The organism is Actinomadura xylanilytica (assembly GCF_030283145.1).
GTDB classification, from domain to species: domain Bacteria; phylum Actinomycetota; class Actinomycetes; order Streptosporangiales; family Streptosporangiaceae; genus Spirillospora; species Spirillospora xylanilytica.
Genome location: NZ_JASNWE010000006.1, coordinates 108,542 through 132,691, shown reverse-complemented (window position 1 = coordinate 132,691; position 24,150 = coordinate 108,542). Strand labels below are relative to the sequence as shown.

The following is a 24,150-nucleotide window of genomic DNA, read 5'->3' as shown; positions in this document are numbered from 1 at the left end:
CGCCGGCGGCTGCCGCGGTGGCCGCCGGCGCACCCATCGGCGCGATCCCTGAGATCCGGAGGAGAACCATGATCTGGAGGACACCATGATCGACCTGCCCGGCCGGACCGCCCTCGTCGTCGGCGCGAGCCGCGGCCTCGGCCACGGCATCGCCACGGGCCTCGCCGAAGCGGGCGCCTCGGTGGTCACCGTGTCCCGCACCCCGGTGGAGTTCGCCCGGCCGGCCGCCGGCGCCGGCACCGTCCGGACGGAGGTCGCCGACGCCGGCGACGCCGCGGCGGCCGGCCTGCTGCTCGACCGCCACGAGCCGGACATCGTCGTCCTGGTGGCCGGCGCGAGTCCGCTCATGCGGCCGTTGCAGCACCACACCTGGGAGACGTTCTCGGTCAACTGGGAGACCGATGTCCGGATCGCGTTCCACTGGCTGCGCGAGGTCCTGCTCAAGCCGCTGCGGCCCGGCAGCAGGGTCGTCGTCGTCAGCAGCGGCGCTGCCCTCGCCGGCTCGCCGCTCAGCGGCGGATACGCGGGCGCCAAGGCCACCCAGCGCTTCATCACGGCGTACGCGCAGGACGAGGCGGGCCGGGCCGGCCTGGACATCACCTTCACCGCGGTGCTGCCCCGGATCACGCCGCTGACCGACCTCGGCCGTGCGGCGGCCCAGGCGTACGCGGCCCGCTCCGGCCAGTCCGAGGAGGAGTACCTGAAGCAGATGGGCGACCCGCTGACCCCGGACGCCGCCGGCACCGCGCTGGTCGACCTGGTACGGCGGGACGCCGCCCAGGTCGCCCCCGCCTACCTCCTGACCGGCGCCGGCCTGAAGAAACTCCCCTGATCAGACCACCCTCCGCGGGGGACCGCCCCGGGCCCAGGCAGTATCCAGAGCCGCTGCCAGGGCCCGGGGCCGCTTCACGCATCGGGCCCCTGCACGCGCGAGTTGAACATTCACCTATTTGTCGTGGTGCCGCAGTGCCTCGGGAACGCGCCGGATGCGACGGGAACGGTACGCGCACCTGCGCCGTCCCGGGGGCGTGCTATTCATGTGCTGCTCGCTCGGCATGATTTCAACGGGCGAAATTCCCGCCGTCGTCGGTCGGGATGGGGCTGCCCTGCCTGCGCGCGGCGCCGGTGCCGGGAGGACGGTCCCGCGTTCATGTCCTTTTCCGGTTCGATCACCCGGAACCTGCCGCGGCGGGCGGACCGCGCCCCGCGGGAGAGGCTTCGACCACCGTGATGTGCCGGGTGCTAACTGGCGATCGCGTTCAGTACGGCGGCGTCGGCGTCGAGCGGTGCGAGTAGCACCGGCGGGTCCAGTGGGCGTGCCGATCTGAGCTGAACATTGGCTTCCACGGTGGCGGTGTCGGGACCGATGACTATCGGTCCGTAACCTCCGATGGACGGCGCCGAAGCGGCTCCACGGCGTACATCCGCGCCGTCATGGCGGTCCGGGCCGAAAGAGTACGCCAGTACGTGCCACATGCCCTCAGGCGCGTTCTCCAGAACGAATCGTCCCGGCCGTGGAAGAATGGTGCACTGGGCCGGTCTTCCTTGCGGGATGACATCCGGGAACAGGCCGACGAACGCGGGGCCGCCCGGCCCGTTCTCCCCGGGCCTGAGCTCGCCCCGTACGGTCGAGGATCTCTTGCCGCCGCCCGTGCTCGGGGGCTGTCTGCGGGGAGTGACGCCGCCGGTGGCGCGGTAGACGCTGGGGGCGACGCCGACCGAGCTCTTGAACCGTGAGCTGAACGTTCCGACGCTGGCGTAGCCGACCTGGATGCTGATGTCGGCGACGCTGAGCGAGGTGGAGACGAGAAGGTGCTTGGCCGCCTGGAGGCGCAGAGCCGACAGGAAGCGGCCCGGCGACACACCCGTCGTATCCCGGAACACCCGGGAGAAGTGAAACTTGCTGAAAATCGCGATCCGGGCCATGTCATCGACCGTGAAGTTCTCTCCGAGATTCTCGTGCATGGCCTCGATCACACGCTCTACGGATCGCTCGATGCTGTCCACGGAATCCTCCTGCGAGTTGGCGGAGCGGCTAGCGTGATGCATGGAAAGAAATGACCTTCGACAGTGGCCCGATAAGGAGGTGTTTACGGTTGTGGATATGAGGAGAATGGGATCGGCCGATGTCGTCGGCCGATGCTGAGATCATTTCTTCTGCCCGCTATGATGTAGAACCGTGATGTGAGTGACCAGATGATGACCGTAGGTCACAGAAGTACGCGAATTTTTCAACTTGTTGCCGCGGGATGAGATATCGGTGCGCTAGTCCAGCGCTGCGGTCCGGTGGACAATACATTGATAAACCGGGAGGTCGGTTTACTGCAAGTGTCGGGGGCGGTCAACTTCTGGCACGGGCGGACTCAGAGCATCTTTGAAGAAGACGGGCGCTACCTCCGCCATTGTGTCGCCGGGTTGACAGGCTGCCGCGCCCTGGGCTAGCCGAACAGTTCTGTATTGACGTGATCACGCTATGCAATTCGAGCAGTTCTGTGCGACGGAGCCCCCGTCGCCGACGCCGATCGCGGTCCGCGCGCCGGGCCGGCCCGGCCGGGACGCGGCCCCGTGATGCCCGGCCGGGCGGTGAGGTCGACCCAACCGCGCGGTGAGACCGCACCGACCGAACGGTGAGGTCGCCCCGACTGGGGAGTGAGGTCGACCCGGCCGGACGGTGAGACCGCACCGACCGGGCGGTGAGAAAACTGAACCGCCCAGCCCCTGTGGTCGCGGGACGGCACACGGGTACCTGGCCGATCCCGGCCGCGCGCCACAGGGGCGGGCCGTCCTCCGCCGGGTGGCCGGGCCCTCGAGCGGTGGCGGCGACGCCGCCCATCCGGAGCGGCCGGCCTCCGGTGACCTCCCGGCTCAGGTGCCTCTTCCGGCCCTGGTTCGAAGGTCGGGCCGCGTGGGACCGATCGGCCGGTGCGCCCGTGCGCCGGGGCGGGTCGGCGATGCGTGCCTGTTCCCGGCCGCTGGTTCACGCTATTCGTGGCGGGCTCTCGTGCGCGCCCGAGTTTCTCGTTCGATAAAGGCCGTGCGTCGGCGTCGGCTTTCTCAGTCCGGGCCTATGGTCGCGCTCATGGTTGATCAAGATGAGTGGCTTGACGAGGATGCTTACTGGCCTGAACAAAGTTACACTGGTGTCAGGTCACATCACCGGAACTAGCCATCCGTGTTGTGAAGGGATGGTCGGTATGCAGGAGCGAGCCAGCCGGAAGCGGAGGATGATCCTTGAGGCCGCCGCGGAGACGTTCGAGGAACGGGGATATGCCGGAACGCGCCTACAGGACATCATCGATCGCCGCGGTGTCAGCAAGGGCTCGCTCTACTTCCACTTCTCGTCGAAGGAGGCGCTCGCGCTCGCGGTCGTGCAGGAATGCCGCGATGTATGGGACGCGCTGATCGTCGAACTGCGAGAAGAGCACACCCGGGCGATGCCGATGCTCATCGCCCTGTCCCGTCGCCTGGTCTGCGCGTTTCGCAGTGATTCGCTCATGTGGGCCGGTGTCCGGTTGATGGTCGACCGGCAGCTCATCGGATCGTCGGTCGACCCGCGGTCCGCGGCCTGGGCCGGGGAGCTCGCGGACCTGCTGAACGAGGCCCGCGTCCAGGGTGACCTCAAGCCCGACGTGGACACCGGCGCGGTGGCCGGTTTCATGATGGCCGCGTTCATCGGCCTTCAGTACGCGGCGAATGGTGATCGCAAGGATCTTCAGCGATGCGTTCTCGCGATGTGGCGCACCACCCTGCCCGGCCTGGTGCTCCCCGCAAAGCTCGACGAACTCGTTCCGCTTCTAGAGCCGATCGACGTCGCGGCACGTTAGTGGATCGGTGTTCGGCCCGCGGCCGCGACTTCGTGAATTCTTCGGCCTTGCCATTGATGAACGGGACGGCCGCGGCAGTGCCACGGCCGACCGGCCGCTTCGGAGACCTCGAGCCGAGGCCGGACGGGGGGAGACGGCCAGGACAAGGCTGGGCGAGGAGGGGAGCGGCCTTGCCGCGAATACGAATGCGAACGCGAGGGAGCGGGCGTGGCGGCCCCGGCCCGGCCCACCCAGAAGGCCGGTCGTGTAAGGCGGCAGAAGGCCGAGTGAAGTGGTGGCGAGCACGAGTCGCCACCACCATGCCGCGCGATCCCGCATAGGGGCTCCTCCCATCGCCGGTCTCCCGGCTTCAAGCTTCCTCACCCGGAGCGCTCGGGTCCGGCGGCACGTGGCCGGGCCGCACCCGTCCATCATGCTTTTTTCATGCAAGTACTTTAAGGTGTGTGCTTGCGTCAAGCAAGCCCGTCGGTGTCCAGTGAGTGTCCCGTCTGCGTCCCGCCGGCGTCCCGCGGGCGGGCCCGCCTGGACACGGCACTGCCTCGTGCCGAGCATGAGATGCACCATGCGCCCACGCCGGTGGCGGCACACGAGGAGAAGACAAAGGGAGTACGGCCATTGCACGCTGAAGCCGGACTGGTTCTCGGCGGGCGGGAGTCGAAGCTCATGTTGGTGGGAGTGACGGGTGGCACCGGTTTCGTCGGTGCCCACTCGGTGGCGGCGATCGTCGGCTCGGGGCACCAGGTCCGCCTGGTCGTCCGCGACGAGGCCAGGGTCGAACCGGCGCTGGCGCCGCTCGGGGTGCCGCTCGACGCGGTGGACACGACGGGCGCGGACGTCACCGATGAGCGGGCGATGCGCCGGGCGCTGAAGGGCACGGACGCGGTGCTCCACGCCGCCGCCGTCTACTCCTTCGACCGCAGGAGGCACGCGGCGATGGCGCGGACCAACGCCCGGGGCACGGAGGTCACCCTGGAGGCGGCCGGCCGCGCGGGCGCGGATCCGATCGTCCACGTCTCGACGGTGGGCGCGCTGTACCCCTCGCCGCACGGCCCGGTCCACGCCGGGTCGCCGGTCGGCCGCCCGCGCGAACGCTACATGGCGAGCAAGGCCGCGGCCGAGGCGGTCGCCCGCGGCCTTCAGGAGCGCGGCGCGCCGGTCGTGATCACCTATCCGCCGCCGCTGCTCGGACCGGACGATCCCCATCTCGGCGACCAGAACGCCCGGCTGCGCGACCTGCTCCGCGGGCTGATGCCGATGTGGCCGGGCGGCGGCTTCCCGCTCGGCGACGTGCGGGACACCGCGCGGCTGCACGCCGAGGTCCTCCGCCGGGCGGAGCCGGGGCGGAACCGGCTCTTCGGCCCCGGCCGCCACGTGTCGACACGCCGGTACGTTCAGACCGTGCGGGAGGCCACGGGGCGGGCGCTGCCGGCGCTCTTCCTGCCCGCCCGGGCGATGCTCCCCGCCGCGCGCCTGACCGACCAGGTCCAGCGGGTCTGGCCGTGGCACATCCCCGCGGAATATGGAGCCGCGTACGCCTGCGCCGTCAGCGCTCCCGTCGACGAGGGCGCCGACCGTCTCGGCATCGACGGCCGGCCGCTCGCGGAGACCGTCCGCGACGCCGTGCGATGGCTGCACCGGCAGGGGCACCTGAGCGGCCGGCAGGCCGGTCGGGCGGCGCGGTCCGCCGGCGCGTCCGCCAAACGGCTCTAGTGGGAGGACCGAGATGGAACGAGTACCGAACCCCGTCGCCTACCGCAGGGTGCGCGAGAACGTCGCCCGGTTGCTCGGCGAGCGCCCGGAGGTCGCCGATCGCACCGTCCCCGCCTGCCCGGACTGGACGGTCCGCGGACTCGTCGCGCATCTTGCCGAGATCTGCGCGCGCGGCTTAGGAGCGCCGGTGGCCGAACCGCCGCCCGCGTCCGCGGCCGTACCCGACCTCCTGCGGCACTGGAACGGCCTGGCGGAGGAGTTCGAACGGGCGGTCGCCGACGGAACCGGCGAGATGAACGACCTCCTCGTGGCGGACGCCTTCGTTCACGAGGGCGACATCCGGGCCGTCCTGGGGGAGGCCATGCCGGACGGGCATCCCGCGTACGTGGGCGTCATGGAGCTCGGGATCCTCGGATTCTCGTTCTCGCTGGCCTCGCACGGCCTGCCCGCGGTGGGCATCGAGGCCGGCGACCTGCGATGGACGGCCGGCGCCGGAGAGCCCGCGATCACCATGCGGGGGAACCGCCATGACGTGGTCCGGTCGATCGGCGGGAGGCGCACCCACGAACAGATCGCGCGGCTGTCGTGGAGCGCGGACCCCGGCCCGTGGCTCCCGGCCTTCACGTGGGGGCCGTTCACCCCGCCCGCGCACCCCGTCGAGATGCCGGCCGCGGACTCCTGACCGGGACCGCGGCCGTCCGGCCGTCCGGCCGCGTCAGGTGCCGGGCGGTCCGGCAGACCGGCCGCCGGACGGCTGGACGGCCGGACGGGTCAGGCGCCCGCAGCGGTCCTGCCGACCGGATCGCCCGCCCCGGGCCCGGCCGGGGGCGCAGGTTCATGCTCGGCCCAGGGCGCCAGCTCGCGCGGCATCCGCCGGCGCGACAGCCCGACCGAGCGCCGGGCCGCCTCGGGCGTGTCGCCGGCGCCGGCCATGAGGCCGACGAGCTGCGACTCGAAACAGGCCTCGGGCTCGTACGGCGCGACCAGGTACCCGCCCAGTTCGAGCGTGACCAGCCCGTGCGTCGCGGTCCACATCTGATGCGCGACCAGTTCCTCGTCGGCGGCCCGGAACCGGCCCGCCGCCATGCACCGTCCCGCGCACTCGACCACGTTGACCAGGGTGTAGCGACCGTGCTGGCGATCCTCCTCCGACAGCTCGAAGCCGGCCAGCGTCGAGCTTCCGAACATGACCGCGTACAGGTGCGGATTCGCCAGCGCGTTGCGCCGGTAGGCCCGGCCCAGCAGCGCCATGTCGGCGACCGGGTCATCGGATTCGCGCACGAGGGCGAAATACCGCTCCATGCGCGCGAAGCCCTCATAGACGATCTCGCGCACCAGCCCGCTCATCCCGCCGAAGTGGGTGTAGACGGGCATGGTCGAGCTGCCGGCCTCCGTCGCGATGCGGCGCGCGGACAGGGCCTGCGGGCCCTCCGCCGCCAGCAGCCGCGCGGCCACGTCCACCAGCCGTGCGCGAACCCGAGGATCGATCTTGCGCGGTGACATCCGGCAGGACTTCCTTCCAGCGGCAGTGGAGAGATCTTCCTTCAGGCTATTGGGGGAACGCCGAATATGTTTCTCTGATGTTGCTGTATCCGATGCGGTCGGTGTCCAACGGAGTGCCCCGCTGTTACCGTCGGCACTATCCTGAAGGAGGGAATCATGGCTTCCACATTCCGGGTGACGCATGACCAGTGGCTGGCGGTCCGCCATTCTCTCGAACATACTTCGGAACGTTTCGCCCGGCTGGCCGAACAGGTTCCCGACACGCGGAGAACGGCCGTCGACCAATGGTCCGTCGCCGATACCGTCGCGCATGTCACCGGCATCGCGGAGATGTACACCTCGCTGGTCCGCGCGGAAGCGCGCCGGCCCGCCGGCGTGGTCGCCGAGCTGGTGCCGGCGACCACGGTGGACACCGTGGACCGCCTGAACGACGCCATGCTGGAGGGCATTCCCGACCGCCGTATCGGAGCGCTCACCGAGAGGCTGCGCGCCGCCGTCGGCACCGTTCTCCAGACCGCCGCGGACGCCGACCCCGACCGGCCCGTGCCGTGGATCGGCGGCGCCCGGGTGCCGGTGGCCGGGCTGCTGGCCCACCTCATCAACGAGCTGCTGATCCACGGCTGGGACATCGCCCGCGCCGCGCGGCTCCCCTGGACGGTGCCGCCGCGGGACGCCGCCGCGTTCTTCGAGCTCTTCATGGTCGGGATGACGCGCAACGGCCTCGGCCGCTTCCTGGACTCCGACGAACCGCCCAGGCACGGGCGGATCGCGGTGGAGTTCCGGTCGCGGTACACCACGCCCGCGACCATCGTCCTCCAGGACGGCCGGGCGACCGTCGAGGAGCCCGGCCCCGGCGCCGATGTGCGGATCTTCTTCGACCCGGCGACGTTCAACCTGATGCTGTTCGACCGCATCGGCAAGGCCCGTGCGGTGCTGAGCGGGAAGGTGGTCGTCCGCGGGCGGAGGCCGTGGCTGCTTCCCGCCTTCCTGCGCGTCGTGCGCACGCCGTAACGGGTCCCGCCCGCCCCCGCCGGGCGGGACCCGGCCGCCGGGCCGCCCGGAAAGGCCCCTGCGCCCGCCGTGACGGCGGGCGCAGGGGCTTGTCGCGGTCCCGGTGGGGTCAGGCCTCGCGCAGCCAGTCCGCCAGGCGCTCCCCGAGCATGATCGAGGTGAGGTTGGTGTTCGCGCTGACGATGCTGGGCATCACCGACGCGTCGCACAGGTACAGGCCCTCGGTGCCGTGGACGCGCAGGCGCTGGTCCACGACCGCGCCGTCGTCGCCGGCCGGGCCCATCCGCGCCGTGCCGACCGGGTGGTAGGCGCTGTCGAGGCTCGACTTGACGTACTGCCGGACCATCTCCTCGTCGTCGACCAGCGACCTGTCGTTGAGGACGACCACGTCCTCGCCGAGGTCGCGGATGCCCGGGTGCATGGCCAGCGACCAGCTCGTGCGGACGCCGTCCACGAGCACCTTCAGGTCGTGCTCGGTCGCCAGGAAGTTCAGGTCGATCTCGGGGGCCGCCGCCGGATCCGCCGAGGGCAGCACCAGCCGTCCGCGCGACTGCGGCCGCTGGTGCACCACCATGACGCCGATGATGGTCGAGGACCGTGCCAGCATCTGAAGCTCGGGGAAGAGCGTCAGGTCGAAGTGGTTGACCATGTAGTACTGGAGGTCGTTGAACTCCTGCGACCCCTCCGCCGTGGTCCGCACGATCGTCTGGAGGAACGGGTCCGACCGCTGGAACGCGCCGGGCTTGGCCGACATGAAGACGCCGGTCCGGGGATGGTCGATGAGGTTGGCGCCAACCCCGGGCCGGTCGAGCCGCAGGCCGACGCCGAGGCGGCCGAGGTCGTCCGCGGGGCCGATCCCCGAACGGATGAGGATCGCCGGGGAGCCGACGGCGCCGGCGCACAGGACGACCCGCCGGGCGCGGATCTCCGTCCCGTCCGCCGTCCGCACCCCGACCGCGCGGTCGCCCTCGAACAGCAGCCGGTCGATCAGGACGCCCGAGCGGATCTCGAGGTTCTCCCGCCCGCGCGCGGGCCCGAGGTAGGCGATCGCGGTCGAGACCCGCCGGACGGTGTCCCGCCGGTTCGAAGGGATCGGGCCCACGCCGGTCGCCTCCGGGTGGTTGTGGTCCTTCACCTCGGGGAACCCGGCGCTCAGGCAGGCGTCGGCGAACGCCTCCTGGCCGGAGGTCAGCTCGTCGGAGTGCCAGCGGCGGATCGGGACGGGACCGCCCTTGCCGTGGAACTCGCCGTTGAAGTCGAGGTCGTCCTCGAGCCGCCGGAAGTAGGGCAGCACCTGGGGCCAGGTCCAGTCGGGGTTCCCGGCCGCGCCCCATTCGTCGTAGTCGGCGGGCGTGCCGCGCAGCGCGATCGTGGCGCCGACCGCCGACGACCCGCCGGTGGCCTTCCCGCGCGGGAAACGGATCCGGCGGCCGTCGGTGATGGCGGCGCGGAACTGCCAGTCGTGGTCGTTCAGCGACATCTCGTTGCCATTGAGAATGTCGTGCGGTGATTCATCGACGACGGGAAAGTCGGGGCCCGCCTCCAGAAGCAGCACGCGTCGCCTCGGATCCTCGGTCAACCGTGCGGCCAGGGCGGCGCCGGACGATCCGGAGCCGACGATGATCTCGTCGTACTGATAAGTCATGGGACATCCTCATCACGCATCGGGGCCGGCAGGATCGCGGTCGCCACCGGAATGCGGGCGGCGCCGCCAGAAGATCGCGCGCATGATCTCAAGCCTCAGCATCACATCCGGCATCGCCGCCGTCTTCTTCGCCTGTGCGCCGATGTGCGCGGGCCGGTGCCGTTTCGGACTTCCCGATGAAATGGCAATAGAGAAGATGACGTCCCGGCCGCGGGACGGCACCCTGAGATCGACCCCACCCCGGGGACGACCGCGTTCAGGGGGATACATGGCAACCTTGACGGGAAACATTCGCAAACGCCTGCTGACACCGGATTTCTCCGAAGTCACCTTTGCGAGGCGCGGATTCACCGCGCGGGATCCGCAGGCCCAGGCGCGACTCGAACACACCGGCCGGCAGTTTCTGACCGGCTTCGAACACGCGATGACCAGCGGTGACATGGCCGAGTTGAGCGCCCTGCTCGACACGGTCGAACGGCGGTTCCGCGGATTCGCCTACGAAGGCGCCGCCATGGCCCTGGCCATCACCGACGCGATGACACCGTGGCGGCGCCACCGCGTGCGGGCCTTCGTGGACGGTCCCGCGGGCGCGCACATCTACATGGCGCACGTGGGGATCGGCTGGGCGATGGCCCGCCTCCCCAAGCGGCTGTGGCCGGCGATCGTGCTCCAGGACCCGCTGCTGCGCTGGCTCGCGCTCGACGGCTACGGGTTCCACCTGGCCTACTTCTCGACGCGCGAGTACGTCCACGAGCGGAAGGCCCCGGCCGTCGTCCCGCCCTGGCCCGACCCCTCGGGATACGCGGCGCGGGCCGTGGACCAGGGCATCGGCCGGGCGCTGTGGTTCGTCTGCGGCGCCGATGTCGAGCGGGTGGCGTCGATGATCGGCACGTTCGCGCCGCAGCGGCGCGCGGACCTGTGGGGCGGCACCGGCCTGGCCGCGACCTACGCGGGCGGCGTCGGGGGCGGCGCCGGGGCCGTCGGGCTGGAGGCCCTGGTGAAGCTCGCGGGCGACCACCGCGGCGACCTCGCCCAGGGATCGGCGTTCGCCGCCAAGGCGCGCCTCCTGCCGGGACTCGTCGTGGACGACACCACTGAGGCCGTGCGCGTCATCTGCGGGTGCACGGTCGATGAGGCGGCCCGGCTGACCGACACCGCACTGGACGACCTTCCCCCGGACGGCCCGCTGCCCGCGTTCGAAGTCTGGCGGCAGCGCATCCAGGCCGCCGTCCGCGGCGGCTGACACCGCCGCCCGCCGAGCGGACACCGACAACCCCCCGAAGAAAGGGCCAGGCCCATGCAGGAGAACTCAATGCTCAAGGGCGTCCGGGTGCCGCTCGTCGAGGAGGCCGACGCGGAGGGCCGGCTCGCCGACCTGTACGAGGATGTGAAGACGGCGACCGGGCTGCCGTTCGTGCCGGACATGTTCCGGCTGACCTCGACCCGGCCGGAACTGCTCCACGTGGTGACGACCGGCTACGCCGGAATGTTCAAGGACGGCGCGCTGGCCCGTGAGACCAAGGAACTGATCGCGGCGTGGACCTCCCAGGTCAACCAGTGCCCGTACTGCGTGGGCACCCACAACTGGTTCCTCCTGCAGTTCGGCGGCAGCCCCGAGCTGGCCGCGGCCGTCGAGACCGCCACCACGCCCGAGGATCTCCCCGTCGACGAGCGCACGCTGGCCCTGATGCGGCTGGTCACCAAGGTCAGCACGGCGGCCTACCAGGTCACCGACGCCGACTGGGCGGCTCCGGCCGACGCGGGGTGGAGCGACGACGAGATCCTCGAGGCGGTCTTCTGCGCGGCGCTGTTCAATTTCATCAACCGGCTCGTCGACTCCGTCGGGCTCGGCGCGGCCCTTCAGCAGAAGAGCCGCATCTCCCAGCAGGAGAGCACTCGATGACGCCGTCACGCGCCATCCTGCTGACCGGCGCGTCGTCGGGCACGGGCCTGTCGTCGGGGACGGGGCGCGCCGCCGCGCTGCGCCTGCACCGCGCGGGCCTGCCGGTCTACGCGACCGCCCGCAACGTCGAAGCGCTGGAGGAGCTCGCCGCCGAGGGCGTCACCACGATGCGCCTCGACGTGACCGACGAGAAGTCGATGATCGAGGCCGTCGAACGGATCACCGCCGAGCACGGCGCCGTCGGCACCCTGATCAACAACGCCGCCTACAGCCTGAACGGCACGATCGGGGAGACCCCGATGGAGGAGGTCCGCCGCCAGTTCGAGACCAACGTCTTCGGGCTGTCCCGGCTGACCCAGCTCGTGCTGCCGGGGATGCGCGAGCAGGGCGCCGGCCGGATCGTCCTGATGTCGTCGATCTTCGGCCAGTTCGCGACCCCCGGCCGGGGCTACTACCAGGCGACCAAGCACGCGCTGGAGGCGATCGGCGACTCGCTCCGGCACGAGGTCGCCGGCGCGGGCATCAAGGTGGTGCTGATCGAGCCGTCCCCGATCCTGGGCGGCTTCGTGCCGACCAGCGTGGCCGACCTGGGCATGACCGAGGAGCAGAACGCGGGCGTGTACCGGGACTTCTGGGAGTACTTCGTGGACTGGCACGAGGCCTACCGGGACACCCCCCGCCCGAGCGGCCGGGGCCGCATCGCGGTCCGGGCGGACGCGGTGGCCAAGGTCATCGAGCGGGCGGCGACCGCGCCGAACCCCCGCATCCGCTACCGGATAGGCATGCCGTCCCGGCTTCTCCCGCGCATGCGCTTGACGATGGGCGACCGCTTCTTCGAACGATTCGTGCGCTTGTTCTTTCCGATTCCCTGAGCTCTCCCGCCGCCCTTGGGCCCTGGTGTGGCATTCCCGTTCCGGGGGTGCCGTGCCAGGGCTCCGTGCGTTCGGGCGGCGACCGCGGACAACGACGGGAAAACCGCATTCGGAAAGATGCGGACACGGGGCCTCGTATTTCAGCATAGGGATGCTGCATGACCGCCGATACAAGGATCGACCGGACCCCGATGGAGAGAATGAAATGGCATCTCTTTGGGCGCGGAAGCGCAGATTCATCCCCGGCCTGACCGCGCTCGCGCTGATCCTGGCTCTGTACTTTGTCGCGCGGCTCCCGACGGCCTCGGCCGACACACGGGCGGAGCTGGCGTCGCGGTATCGCTTCACCGAGATGCCGATCGCCATGCCGCCCGGGTACAAGCCGACCCAGACCGAGCGGACGGTGAACCCCGCCTTCCGGCACCTGCGGTCGTGGATCTCCGCGGTCGGTGCGGCGGTCGCCATCAACGACCTCCAGGGCAACGGCCGGCCGGACGACATGTGCCTGGTCGACACCCGGACCGACAAGGTGGTCGTGACCTACGCGCCGACGGCACCCGCCGCCGACCGGTTCACGCCCTTCGCCCTCGATCCCGCGCCGCTCCCCGTGCATCCCGCCATGGCCCCGATGGGCTGCGCGCCGGGCGACTTCAACGGCGACGGGCGAATGGACCTCATGGTCTACTACTGGGGCCGCACCCCGATCCTCTTCCTCGCCAAGACCGGGACGCGCGCGCTCGCGCCCGACACCTACGAGCGGGTGGAACTGGTGCCCCAGGGGAGCGCCGACGGCGCCTACCACGGCCCCCGGTGGAACACCAACGCGGTCAACGTCGCGGACTTCGACGGCGACGGCCACGCCGACATCCTGGTCAGCAACTACTTCCCCGACTCCGACGTCCTCGATCCGCACGGCCTGAACAACGTGCAGATGAACGCCTCGATGTCCAACGCCAAGAACGGCGGGGGCTCGCACGTGCTGCGCTGGCAGAACGCCACCGCGGGCCCCCGCCCCACGGCGACGTTCGCCGAGGCTCGAGGCGCGCTGCCGTTCAAGGCGTCCTCCGGCTGGACCCTCGCCGCGTCGAGCGCGGACCTCACCGGTGACGGCGTCCCCGAGCTCTACCTGGCCAACGACTTCGGCAAGGACCATTTGCTCCACAACCGGTCCACGCCGGGCACCATCAGGTTCGGCGAGGTGATCGGGAAGCGGAGCCCCACGACGCCCAAGTCGTTCGTGATCGGCAAGAGCTCGTTCAAGGGCATGGGCGTCGACTTCGGCGACCTGAACAACAGCGGCCGGTTCGACATGTCGGTCAGCAACATCACCACCGCCTGGGGCCTGGAGGAGAGCAACTTCACCTGGATCAACCAGGCCGGGAGCGAGGCCGACATGCAGCGCCGGCTCGCCGCCGGGGAGGCGCCGTACACGCAGAAGGCCCGCGAGATGGGGCTGGCGTTCACCGGCTGGGGCTGGGACGTCAAGATGGGCGACTTCCGCAACAGCGGGAAGCTGGAGATCGTCCAGACCGAGGGCTTCGTCAAGGGGAAGATCAACCGCTGGCCGTGGCTCCAGGAGATGGCCATGACCAACGACAACATCTACACCAACCCCGCGATGTGGCCCAACGTGCAGCCCGGCGACGACATCGCGGGAAGCCAGCCGGTCGCCTTCTACGCCCGGCAGGACGGCGGGCCCTTCGCCAACCTCACCAAGGAACTCGGCCTGGCCGTCCCGATCCCCACGCGGGGCGTGGCGATGGCCGACACCCGGCGCAACGGCGCGCTCGACTTCGCCCTCGCCCGCCAGTGGGGCCCGCCGGCGTTCTACGCCAACAACTCCCCGAACCTGGGCCGCTACCTCGACCTGCACCTCTTCCGGCCGGTGGCCGGGCGTCCGGACGGCAAGGACCTCCAGGGGATCGGGTCGCCCGCCTACGGGGTGACCGTCCGGGCCCGGACCGCCGACGGCCGCACCCACATCTCGCAACTCGACGGGGGCAGCGGCCACAGCGGCAAGCGCAGCTTCGAGGTCCGCTTCGGGCTCGGCCGGACCGGCGGGCCGGTCGAGGTCGAGCTCCAGTGGCGCGACACGCAGGCCCGGCTGCACAAGCAGACCGTCCGGCTGAACGAGGGCGACCACACCCTGCTTCTGGACACCACGGCCAAGGAGGTTCCGAGCCGATGACCACGACAGTCGAGCCGACCGGCGCCGCGCCGGCGCCCACCGCCCCGCCGCCGGCCAAGGCCGTGCGCAAACCCGACGTCCGCTACCTCGCGCTGCGCAACTTCGCGATCTCGATCAGCGTGTTCAACATCATCGGATACACGGTGCTGGGCTTCGAGCAGCCCTGGCTGTGGCCGATCCTGGCGGTCGTCACCGCGTACGCGACCGAGCTGGTCTTCGAGGTGATCAGCGCCAGGGCGGACGGAGTCGCCCCCCGGTTCCGGGGCAACGGCGCACGCGGCCTGTACGAGTTCCTGCTCCCGTCGCACATCACCGCCCTGGCCGTCAACATGCTGCTCTACGCCAACGACATGTGGTGGCCCATCATGTTCGGCGTGGTCGTCGGGGTGGCGCAGAAGCACATCCTGAGGGCCCCGATCAACGGCCGGTGGCGGCACTTCATGAACCCGTCGAACTTTGGCATCACCGTCACGCTGCTGTGCTTCGGATCGTGGGTCAGCATCGCGCCGCCCTACCAGTTCACCGAGTACGCCAACTCGCTCTTCCGCATCCTGATTCCGGTGATCATCATTACCGCCGGCACGGTCATCAACGCCGTGCTCACCGGGCGGGTGATGCTCATCATGGGCTGGATGGGCGGCTTCGCGATCCAGGCCCTGGTCCGGCACTGGATCTGGGACGCGCCGCTGGCGACCGGCCTGGCGGTGATGACCGGGGTGGCGTTCGTGCTGTTCACCAACTACATGATCACCGACCCCGGCACCACGCCGTCCAAGGGCCGGGCCCAGTTCATCTTCGGCTCCAGCCTCGCGGTGATCTACGCCGTGCTGATGCTCTTCAACATCACCTACACGCTGTTCTACGCCACCACGGCCCTGTGCGCCCTGCGCGGGCTCGGCTGGTGGGTCGCGCACCTGAGGCGGCAGCGGCGCGAGCGCGCGGCCGGCGCGGCGGCGCCGGTGTCGAATCCGTCCACCGCCTGATCGCCTGACCTCGGCACCGAGAGCGGTCTCCCGCACGTCGCGGGAGCCGCTCTTCGGCATGCCCGCCGCGACTACCGGCGATTTCAATAAATGACACCATTATGAAACGGTGTTATTTGAATTCACCGTTCCGGTGATCGGTCTTCAAGCATTTCAAGAGAAGTCGGATCTGCATCGAGTAGGGCACGCTGGTAAATCATCACGATGCAGAAAGAGGCGATGAGAATATGCCTAGGGTTGCTGTTGTGGGAATGGCGAGCGTCTATCCCGATGCCGATTCACCGGGCCGGCTCTGGGAGAACGCGCTCGCCGGTCGCCGCGCCTTCCGGCGGCTGCCCGACGAGCGTATGCGGCTCGCCGACTACTGGAACGCGGACCCGGCCGCCCCGGACAGCTTCTACTCCAGGAACGCCGCCGTCATCGAGGGCTACACCTTCGACCGGGTCGCCCACCGCATCGCCGGCAGCACCTACCGGTCGACCGACCTTACGCACTGGCTGGCGCTCGACGTCGCCGGCCGGGCCCTGGCCGACGCGGGCTTCCCCGACGCCGAGGGGCTGCGGCGCGAACGCACCGGCGTCGTCGTCGGCAACACCCTCACCGGAGAGTTCACCCGCGCGAACCTGATGCGGCTGCGCTGGCCCTACGTCCGGCGGACGGTCGCGGCGGCGCTCCGCGAGCAGGGCTGGGACGACACTCGGCTCGGCGGGTTCCTGGACGACCTCGAGGACACCTACAAGAGCCCGTTCCCCGCGCCCGACGAGGACACCCTGGCCGGCGGGCTGTCCAACACGATCGCGGGCCGGATCTGCAACTACTTCGACCTCAACGGCGGCGGCTACGCGGTGGACGGGGCCTGCTCGTCCTCGCTGCTGTCGGTGTCGACCGCGTGCAAGGCGCTGCTCGACGGCGACCTCGACGTCGCGATCGCGGGCGGCGTCGACCTCTCGATCGACCCGTTCGAGATCGTCGGCTTCGCCAAGACCGGCGCCCTCGCCCGGACCGAGATGCGGGTGTACGACCGCAACTCCAACGGCTTCTGGCCCGGCGAGGGCTGCGGAATGGTGGTGCTGATGCGCGAGCCGGACGCCGTCCGGGCGGACCGCCGCGTCTACGCCACCGTCGCCGGGTGGGGCATCTCCTCCGACGGCCGGGGCGGGATCACCCGCCCCGAGGCCGACGGGTACCGGCTCGCCCTGCGGCGCGCCTACGAGCGGGCCGGCTTCGGCATCGACACCGTGCCGCTGTTCGAGGGGCACGGCACGGGCACGGAGGTGGGGGACGGCGTCGAGCTCACCGCCCTCAGCAGGGCCAGGGCGGACGCCGCGGCGACCGCCGGCGCCGCGGCGGCGCCCGCCGTGATCGGCACCGTCAAGGGGATGATCGGCCACACCAAGGCCGCCGCCGGGGTGGCCGGTCTGATCAAGGCGGTGCTGGCGGTGCACCACCGGGTGCTGCCACCGACCGTCGGCTGCGTGGACCCGCATCCGGTGATCGAGCAGAACGGCGAGCTGCTGCGCGTCCTGCGCAAGGCCGAGCCCTGGCCGGACGGAGCGCCGCCGCGGGCGGGGATCACCTCGATGGGCTTCGGCGGCATCAACAGCCATGTGGTGGTCGAGGGCGCCGGGGCGCGGCGGCCCCGCCCGTTCAGCCGCCGGACCCGTGCGCTGGCCGCGTCGGTGCAGGACGCCGAGCTGCTGCTCGTCGACGGCGGCTCGCCGGACGAGCTGCGCGGCCGGCTCGCCGAGCTGGCCGACTGGGTGCCCACCCTGTCGTACGCCCAGCTCGGCGACCTCGCGGCGACGCTGCACCAGCGGCTGCGCGACCTGCCGTACCGGGCCGCCCTGGTCGTCTCCTCGCCCGAGGACGCCGAGCGGGGCCTGCGGCGGCTGCTGGAGACCCTCGACGCCGGCGAGACGGTGCTGGCCGATCCCGAGGGCCGCCGCTTCCTCGGCCACGCGAGCGGCGAGGGGCGGATCGGCTACCTCTTCACCGGACAGGGGTCGGGGAAGGGCCTGAGCGGCGGGGCGCTCCGGCGCCGCTTCGCCGAGGTCGAGGAGGTGTACGAGCGCGCGGCGCTGCCGGCGGCGGGCGACGCCGTCGCGACCGCCGTCGCGCAGCCGCGCATCGCCACCGGCTCGATGGCCGGCCTGCGCGCGCTGTCGCTGCTCGGGCTGGAGGCGGGCGTCGCCGTCGGCCACAGCCTCGGGGAGATCTCCGCGCTGCACTGGGCCGGGGCGATGGACGGGCCGGCGCTGCTCGGCCTGGTCGGCGACCGCGGCCGCACCATGACCGAGCACAGCGAGTCGGGCACGATGGCGGGCCTGGGCGCCCCGCCCGACCAGGTGACCGCGCTGATCCGCGACCTCCCGGTCGTCATCGCCGCCTACAACGGGCCGGCGCAGACCGTCGTGGCGGGACCGGCGGACGCGATCGAGGCCGCCGGCGCCAGAGCGGCGGAGGCCGGTGTGTCCTGGACCCGGCTGGCGGTCTCGCACGCGTTCCACTCGCCGCTGGTCGCGCCCGCCGCGGACGCGTTCGCGGCCGGGCTGGAGAAGAGGGAGTTCGGCCGGATCGGGCGGCGGATCATCTCCACCGTCACCGGTGCGCTCCTGCCGGCCGAGACCGACATCCCCGCCCTGCTGCGCCGCCAGATCACCGATCCGGTGCTGTTCACCCGCGCGGTCGAGCTGGCGGCCAAGGACGTCGACTTGTTCGTGGAGGTCGGGCCGGGCCGGGTGCTCAGCGGGCTGGCGGCCGAGACGACGGGCGTGCCGGCCGTGGCCCTGGACACCGACGACGAGTCGCTGCGCGGGTTGCTGCGCGTCGCGGGCGCCGCGTACGTCATCGGGGCGCCGGTGGACCACGAGGCGCTGTTCCACGACCGGCTGGCCCGGCCGCTGGAGATCGGCGAGACGTTCGCCTTCTTCGCCAGCCCGTGCGAGCAGGCGCCCGCCGTGAGCATCGGGGGACGGGAGGCGGGAGCCCGGCCCACCGGCCCCGAGGCCGCCGGCCCCGCGCCCGCCGGTCCCGAGCTCGCCGGGAGCCCGGCCGGTGAAGGCACCGACGAGAGCACCCTCGGGGCGCTCCGCCGCCTGGTGGCCGAACGCGTCGAGCTCCCCGTCGAGATGGTGTCGGACGACAGCCGGCTGCTCGACGACCTGCACCTGAGCTCGATCACGGTGGGCCAGGTGATGAACCTGGCGGCCCAGGCCCGCGGGGTGACCATCCTCCAGCCGCCGACCAGCTTCGCGACGGCCACCCTGCGGGAGCTGGCCGAGACCCTCGACCAGCTCGCGGAGACCTCGGGGGAGACGGCGCCCGCGCCGGTGGTCGAGGGGGCCGGTGCGTGGGCGAGGCCGTTCGCCGTCGACCTGGTCGAGACGCCGCCGGTGCGCTCTCCCGAACCTCCCCCGCCGGACGGCGCCGGGCCGCGGAACCCGTCCGGGCAGCGGGAGTGGCGGCTGTACGCGCCCGGCGGCAACCCGCTCGCCGAGCCGCTGCGATCCGCCCTCCAGGCCGCCGGGACCGGCCCCGGCGTCCTGGTCTGCCTGCCCGAGGACTGCGCCGCGGAGCACCTGGCGTCGGCCCTCGAAGGCGTGCAGGCCGCGCTGTCGGGTGAGGCGGGCGACCGCTTCGTGCTCGTCCAGCACGGGCGCGGCGCGGCGGGCCTGGCCAAGACGCTGCGGCTGGAGGCCCCGCACCTCCGCGTCACCATCGCGCATGTCCCGCCCGGCCCGGAGGCCGCCGCCCGGGTCGCCGCCGAGGTGGCCGCGACCGACGACTACGCCGAGGTCCACTACGACGCCGACGGCGTCCGCCGCGTCCCGACCCTGCGCGCCATGCCGGTGCGCGCGGAGCGGACGGCCGCGCCGCTCGACGGCTCGGACGTCCTCTTGGTCACCGGGGGAGGCAAGGGCATCACCGCCGAGTGCGCGCTGGCGCTGGCCGGCGACACCGGCGCCCGCCTGGCGGTGCTCGGCCGCTCCGACCCGCGCGAGGACGCCGAACTGGCCGCGAACCTCGCGCGCATGACCGAGGCCGGGGTGACCGCCCGCTACTACCGCGCCGACGTCTGCGACGCGGCGGGGGTGCGCGCCGCGGTGGCCGCCGCGACCCGCGAGCTGGGGCCGGTCACGGCGGTGCTGCACGGCGCCGGCCGGAATCTGCCGCGCGGGCTGACCGCCCTCGACATGGACGAGGTCCGGGCGACCTTCGCCCCCAAGATCGACGGGCTCCGCACGGTGCTGTCGGCCGTCGGGCCCGAGCGGCTGCGGCTGCTGGTCACGTTCGGGAGCATCATCGGCCGCGCCGGACTGCGCGGCGAGGGGCACTACGCCATGGCCAACGAGTGGCTGGCCGCCCTCACCCGGGAGACGGCGGAGCAGTACCCCGGCTGCCGGGCCCTGTGCCTCGAATGGTCGGTCTGGTCCGGGGTCGGGATGGGGGAGCGGCTCGCCGTCGTCGAGTCGCTCGCCCAGGACGGGATCACCCCCGTCGCCCCCGACCAGGGCGTGCAGATCATGCGCCGGCTGCTCGCCGACCCGGACGCGCCGGAGGTCGTGGTGGTCAGCGGCCGGACCGGGACCATCGACACGGTCCGGCACGACCGGCCCGAACTGCCGCTGATGCGCTTCCTCGGCACCCCGCTCGTCCGCTACCACGGGGTCGAGCTCGTCACCGAGGTGGAGCTGAACGCGGGCACCGACCTGTACCTGGCCGATCACCTGCTGGACGGGAACCTGCTGTTCCCGGCCGTGTTCGGGATGGAGGCGATGGCCCAGGCCGCCGCGGCGGTCACCGGCCGCCCGGGGGCGCCCGTCATCGAGGACGCGGAGTTCGTCCGGCCCATCGTCGTCCCCCCGGAGGGGAGCACGGTGATCCGCGTCGCCGCGGTCGTCACCGACGACGACACCGTCCAGGCGTCGATCCGCAGCGCGGAGACGGGGTTCGCCGCCGAGCACTTCCGCGCCAGGCTGCGGTTCGGTCAGGGCGCGGCTCCGGACGGCCCGCCGGAGCAGACCGGGGCGGGGCTGCCGGCGGTGCCGCTTGACCCGGCCGCGGACCTGTACGGGCCGGTCCTGTTCCAGGGCGGCCGGTTCCAGCGCCTGCGCCGCTACCACCGGGCGGCCTCGCGGCACGTCGACGCCGAGGTCGCGGCCGTCGAGACCGACTGGTTCGCCGGCTACCTGCCGGGCGGGCTGCTGCTGGGCGACCCGGGCGTCCGCGACGCCCTGATGCACGGCAACCAGGTCTGCGTTCCGGACGCCACGCTGCTGCCGACCGGGATCGAGCGGATCCATCCCGGCGGCGCGGGGCTGGGCACCGGCGGGACTCTGCGCTACTGCGCCACCGAGCGTCTCCACGAGGGCGACACCTACGTCTACGACATCGCCGTCAGGAACGGCGCGGGCGAGGTCGTCGAACGGTGGGAGGGGCTCCACCTCCAGGCCGTCCGCAAGGGCGACGGCCGCGGGCCGTGGGCGGCTCCGCTGCTCGGGCCGTTCCTCGAACGGGCCGTGGAGGACATCACCGGGACCCGCGTCGCCCTGGCCGTGGAGCCCGACGAGCAGAGCGCGGGCGCCGGCGCGGGGGCGGGCGACGCGGGCGACACCGGGGAACGCCGGCGCCGCACCGCGGTCGCCGCGCGCCGGGCGCTCGACGCCGGCGCCGGCCTCGACATCCGGTACCGCCCCGACGGCCGCCCGGAGATCGACGGCGATCGGCTGCTCTCGGCCTCGCACGGCGCCGGGGTGACGCTGTGCGCCGTCGCCGGGACGACCGTCGGCTGCGACGTCGAGAGTGCGACCGAGCGGACCGCCGCGGACTGGGCCGGCCTGCTGGGCCGGTACGGGGACCTGGCCGCACTGGTCGCCAAGGAACTCGACGAGGACGCCGCCGTCGCCGGCACGCGGGTGTGGACGGCCATCGAGTGCCTGCGCAAGGCCGGGCTCCCGATGGACGCCCCGCTCGCCCTGGCACCAAGGTCCCGGAGCGGCTGGGCGGTCCTGGCCTCCGGGGACCTGCTCATCGCGACGTTCGCCACGTCGCTCAACGGCCGCGCCGAGCCGGCCGTGTTCGCAATCCTCACTGAAGGGCGGTCGTAGACCACCATGGCGGACTACTTCGAGTACCTCCACACGGTCGGATTCGAGGAGACCAACCTCGTCGGCAACGTCTACTACGTCAACTACCTCCGATGGCAGGGCCGGTGCCGGGAGCTGTTTCTCAAGCAGAAGGCCCCGGCCGTCCTGGCCGACCTCCAGGACGACCTGAAGCTGTTCACGCTCAAGGTCGACTGCGAGTTCTTCGCGGAGATCACCGCGTTCGACGAGCTGTCGGTGCGGATGCGGCTGATCGAGCTGGCGCAGACGCAGCTCGAGTTCGGCTTCGACTACCTCCGGCTGGACCCCGTCGGGCCCGGCACGCTGATCGCCCGCGGACGCCAGCGCGTCGCCTGCATGCGCGGACCGAACACGCGGACCGTCCCGGCACGGGTGCCCGGCGTCCTGGTGGACGCCCTGCGGCCGTACGCCCCGGCGACCCTCGTCGAAGCGGGGAGGCCGGCATGACGGTCCAGCCGCAGCCCGCCCCGGAGATCGCCGACACCAGGTTCCTGCGCCGGGCACTCGGCGCCTTCGCGACCGGCGTCACGGTCGTGACCATCGGCGGCGAGAGCCCGCACGCGATGACCGCCAACGCGTTCAGCTCGGTCTCGCTCGACCCACCGCTCGTGCTCATCTGCGTGGACCACTCCGCGATCATGCATCGCGGGCTCGACACGGCGCGCTGCTTCGGGGTGTCGGTCCTGGCCGAGCACCAGGAGGGGGTCGCCCGGCACTTCGCCGACCGCCGGCGTCCGCTCGGCACCGCCCAGTTCGAGGGCGTCGACTGCGTCCCGGGGCGGCTCACCGGGGTGCCGATGATCGGCGGCGCCCTCGCGGGCTTCGAGTGCGAGGTCTGGCGCCGGCACGACGCCGGCGACCACACGATCTTCCTCGGGCGGCTGCTGTCGGCCGAGCGGAGCGAGGAGGACGAGGGGCTGCTGTTCTTCGACGGCGGCTTCCGGCGGCTCGTCCCGGAGGGGAGCGAGGTGGCGTCGTGACCCTCCCCGACCAGGACGTCCGGCCTCCGCCCGGCCCGCGCGGCGGCGGCACGGGACGGCGCCGCCCGCCCGGCCCTCCCCGGACCGCCATGCCGATCCTGCTCGCCGGGTTGGCCCGGGACCGGCTGGCGGTGATGCGGGACGCCGCGGCGCGCTACGGCGACGCCGTGCGGCTGCCGCTGGGCCCGACGACGCTGTACTTCTTCAACCATCCCGACCACGCCAAGCACGTGCTCGCCGACAACAGTGTCAACTACCGGAAGGGGATCGGGCTCACGCACGCCCGCCGGGCCCTCGGCGACGGGCTGCTGACCAGCGAGGGCGAACTGTGGCGCCGCCAGCGCAAGGCCATCCAGCCGGTGTTCCACGCCAGGCGGATGGCCGGGCAGGCGACGGCCATCGCGGAGGAGGCCGCGGGACTGGTCGAGCGGCTGCGGGCGAAGGCCGGCCAGGGCCCGGTGGACGTCCGCGCCGAGATGACCGGGCTCACCCTCGGTGTGCTGGGCCGCGCCCTGCTGGACGCCGACCTCGGCGCGTTCGGCTCCGTCGGCGAGGCGTTCGAGTCCGTCCAGGACCAGGCGATCTTCGAGATGATGTCGCTCAGCTCGGTGCCGTCCTGGCTCCCGCTGCCGAAGCAGCGGCGCTACCGGCGCGCCCGCGGGTACCTGGACCGCGTCGTCGGCGAGCTGATCACCCAGGCCGGCGCGCACGCGGGCGGCGACGACGTCATGGCGCGGCTCCTCGGGTCGGTCCGCAGCGCGGTCGACGGGCGCGTCATCAAGAGCCGGCTGCGGGACGAGCTGGTCACGCTGCTGCTCGCCGGCCACGAGACCACCGCCAGCACGCTGAGCTGGGCGTTCCACCTGATCGACCGGCACCCCGAGGTCGCCGCGCGGCTCCGTGCGGAGGCCCGGGAGGTGCTGGGCGACCGCCTGCCCGAGTACGCCGACCTGCACCGGCTGACCTACACGGGGAGGGTCATCGAGGAGGTCATGCGGCTCTATCCGCCGGTCTGGATCCTGCCCCGGCTGTCGCTCGGGGAGGACGAGATCGGCGGCTACCACGTGCCCGCCGGGGCCAAGGTCATGATCTGCCCGTACACCCTGCACCGGGACCCCCGGTACTGGGCCGACCCGGACCGGTTCGACCCGGACCGCTTCGACACCGGCAGGCCGGGCGAACGGCCGGCCTACTCCTACATCCCGTTCGGCGCGGGGCCGCGCTTCTGCGTCGGCAAGAACCTGGGCCTGATCGAGGCGGTCTTCGTCCTCGCGCTGGTCAGCAGGGACCTGCGCCTGGCCGCGCTACCGGGCCACCGGGTGCGGCCGGAGGCCATGCTGTCCCTGCGCGTGCGCGGCGGCCTGCCGATGAACGTGCGCCCCGCTTCCGGGTAGCGGGCACGCGCG

The 24,150-nt window shown here is 72.1% G+C and carries 18 protein-coding genes; 14 read left to right on the top strand and 4 right to left on the bottom strand.

Translation table 11 applies throughout. The features are described from left to right. The first annotated feature begins 85 nt into the window (after nt 1-85). Nucleotides 86-832: an SDR family oxidoreductase gene (locus QP090_RS34825; protein ID WP_285943994.1), complete on the top strand. Its 747-nt coding sequence runs from the start codon at nt 86-88 to the stop codon at nt 830-832. 410 nt (nt 833-1,242) lie between these two features. Here the strand turns inward: QP090_RS34825 and QP090_RS34820 are convergent, their stop codons facing one another. Next, nucleotides 1,243-2,007, bottom strand: a complete 765-nt coding sequence (locus tag QP090_RS34820) for a helix-turn-helix domain-containing protein (protein WP_285943993.1) — start codon at nt 2,005-2,007, stop codon at nt 1,243-1,245. 1,085 nt (nt 2,008-3,092) lie between these two features. Here QP090_RS34820 and QP090_RS34815 point away from each other — a divergent pair. The 3 genes from QP090_RS34815 (at nt 3,093) to QP090_RS34805 (ending at nt 6,216) form a co-directional block, all read left to right on the top strand. Further along, a complete protein-coding gene (locus tag QP090_RS34815) occupies nt 3,093-3,824 on the top strand; it encodes a ScbR family autoregulator-binding transcription factor (RefSeq protein WP_349666533.1) in 732 nt (243 codons plus the stop codon). Nucleotides 3,825-4,499: 675 nt separating this feature from the next. Further along, nucleotides 4,500-5,534: an NAD-dependent epimerase/dehydratase family protein gene (locus QP090_RS34810; RefSeq protein ID WP_285943991.1), complete on the top strand. Its 1,035-nt coding sequence runs from the start codon at nt 4,500-4,502 to the stop codon at nt 5,532-5,534. A 13-nt stretch (nt 5,535-5,547) separates the two neighbouring features. Beyond that, the gene (locus QP090_RS34805) at nt 5,548-6,216 is read left to right on the top strand and encodes a maleylpyruvate isomerase N-terminal domain-containing protein (protein ID WP_285943990.1); all 669 of its coding nucleotides are present in this window, start codon (nt 5,548-5,550) and stop codon (nt 6,214-6,216) included. 89 nt (nt 6,217-6,305) lie between these two features. Here the strand turns inward: QP090_RS34805 and QP090_RS34800 are convergent, their stop codons facing one another. Further along, entirely contained in the window at nt 6,306-7,037 is a 732-nt protein-coding gene (locus QP090_RS34800; protein ID WP_285943989.1) for a TetR/AcrR family transcriptional regulator, read from the bottom strand. A 156-nt stretch (nt 7,038-7,193) separates the two neighbouring features. On the opposite strand from QP090_RS34800, the gene QP090_RS34795 reads away from it, so the two are divergent. Continuing rightward, nucleotides 7,194-8,048: a maleylpyruvate isomerase N-terminal domain-containing protein gene (locus QP090_RS34795; protein ID WP_285943988.1), complete on the top strand. Its 855-nt coding sequence runs from the start codon at nt 7,194-7,196 to the stop codon at nt 8,046-8,048. Between the two features lie 109 nt (nt 8,049-8,157). On the opposite strand, the gene QP090_RS34790 is transcribed toward QP090_RS34795, so the two are convergent. Beyond that, nucleotides 8,158-9,693: a GMC family oxidoreductase gene (locus QP090_RS34790; RefSeq protein WP_285943987.1), complete on the bottom strand. Its 1,536-nt coding sequence runs from the start codon at nt 9,691-9,693 to the stop codon at nt 8,158-8,160. 12 nt (nt 9,694-9,705) lie between these two features. Beyond that, a complete protein-coding gene (locus QP090_RS34785) occupies nt 9,706-10,044 on the bottom strand; it encodes a hypothetical protein (protein ID WP_285944069.1) in 339 nt (112 codons plus the stop codon). Here QP090_RS34785 and QP090_RS34780 point away from each other — a divergent pair. From QP090_RS34780 to QP090_RS34740, 9 genes are all read left to right on the top strand, one after another. Next, complete coding sequence (locus QP090_RS34780; protein WP_285943986.1) at nt 9,962-10,936, top strand: DUF1702 family protein; 975 nt, start codon at nt 9,962-9,964, stop codon at nt 10,934-10,936. The genes QP090_RS34785 and QP090_RS34780 overlap by 83 nt on opposite strands. 54 nt (nt 10,937-10,990) lie before the next feature. Beyond that, entirely contained in the window at nt 10,991-11,596 is a 606-nt protein-coding gene (locus QP090_RS34775) for a peroxidase-related enzyme (RefSeq protein WP_285943985.1), read from the top strand. Then, entirely contained in the window at nt 11,593-12,468 is an 876-nt protein-coding gene (locus QP090_RS34770) for an SDR family NAD(P)-dependent oxidoreductase (protein ID WP_285943984.1), read from the top strand. The genes QP090_RS34775 and QP090_RS34770 overlap by 4 nt, the downstream gene beginning before the upstream one ends. Nucleotides 12,469-12,673: 205 nt before the next feature. Further along, nucleotides 12,674-14,656 (top strand): CRTAC1 family protein, encoded by a 1,983-nt coding sequence (locus QP090_RS34765; protein WP_285943983.1) that lies wholly within the window; start codon nt 12,674-12,676, stop codon nt 14,654-14,656. Continuing rightward, nucleotides 14,653-15,639: an enediyne biosynthesis protein gene (locus QP090_RS34760; protein WP_285943982.1), complete on the top strand. Its 987-nt coding sequence runs from the start codon at nt 14,653-14,655 to the stop codon at nt 15,637-15,639. The genes QP090_RS34765 and QP090_RS34760 overlap by 4 nt, the downstream gene beginning before the upstream one ends. Nucleotides 15,640-15,866: 227 nt before the next feature. Next, on the top strand, nt 15,867-21,746 hold the full coding sequence (locus tag QP090_RS34755; protein WP_285943981.1) for a type I polyketide synthase: 5,880 nt from the start codon (nt 15,867-15,869) through the stop codon (nt 21,744-21,746). 6 nt (nt 21,747-21,752) lie between these two features. Beyond that, the gene (locus QP090_RS34750; RefSeq protein WP_285943980.1) at nt 21,753-22,211 is read left to right on the top strand and encodes an acyl-CoA thioesterase; all 459 of its coding nucleotides are present in this window, start codon (nt 21,753-21,755) and stop codon (nt 22,209-22,211) included. Continuing rightward, on the top strand, nt 22,208-22,744 hold the full coding sequence (locus tag QP090_RS34745; protein ID WP_285943979.1) for a flavin reductase family protein: 537 nt from the start codon (nt 22,208-22,210) through the stop codon (nt 22,742-22,744). Before QP090_RS34750 ends, QP090_RS34745 begins: the two co-directional genes overlap by 4 nt. Further along, nucleotides 22,741-24,138, top strand: a complete 1,398-nt coding sequence (locus tag QP090_RS34740; RefSeq protein WP_285943978.1) for a cytochrome P450 — start codon at nt 22,741-22,743, stop codon at nt 24,136-24,138. The genes QP090_RS34745 and QP090_RS34740 overlap by 4 nt, the downstream gene beginning before the upstream one ends. Nucleotides 24,139-24,150 lie beyond the last annotated feature (12 nt).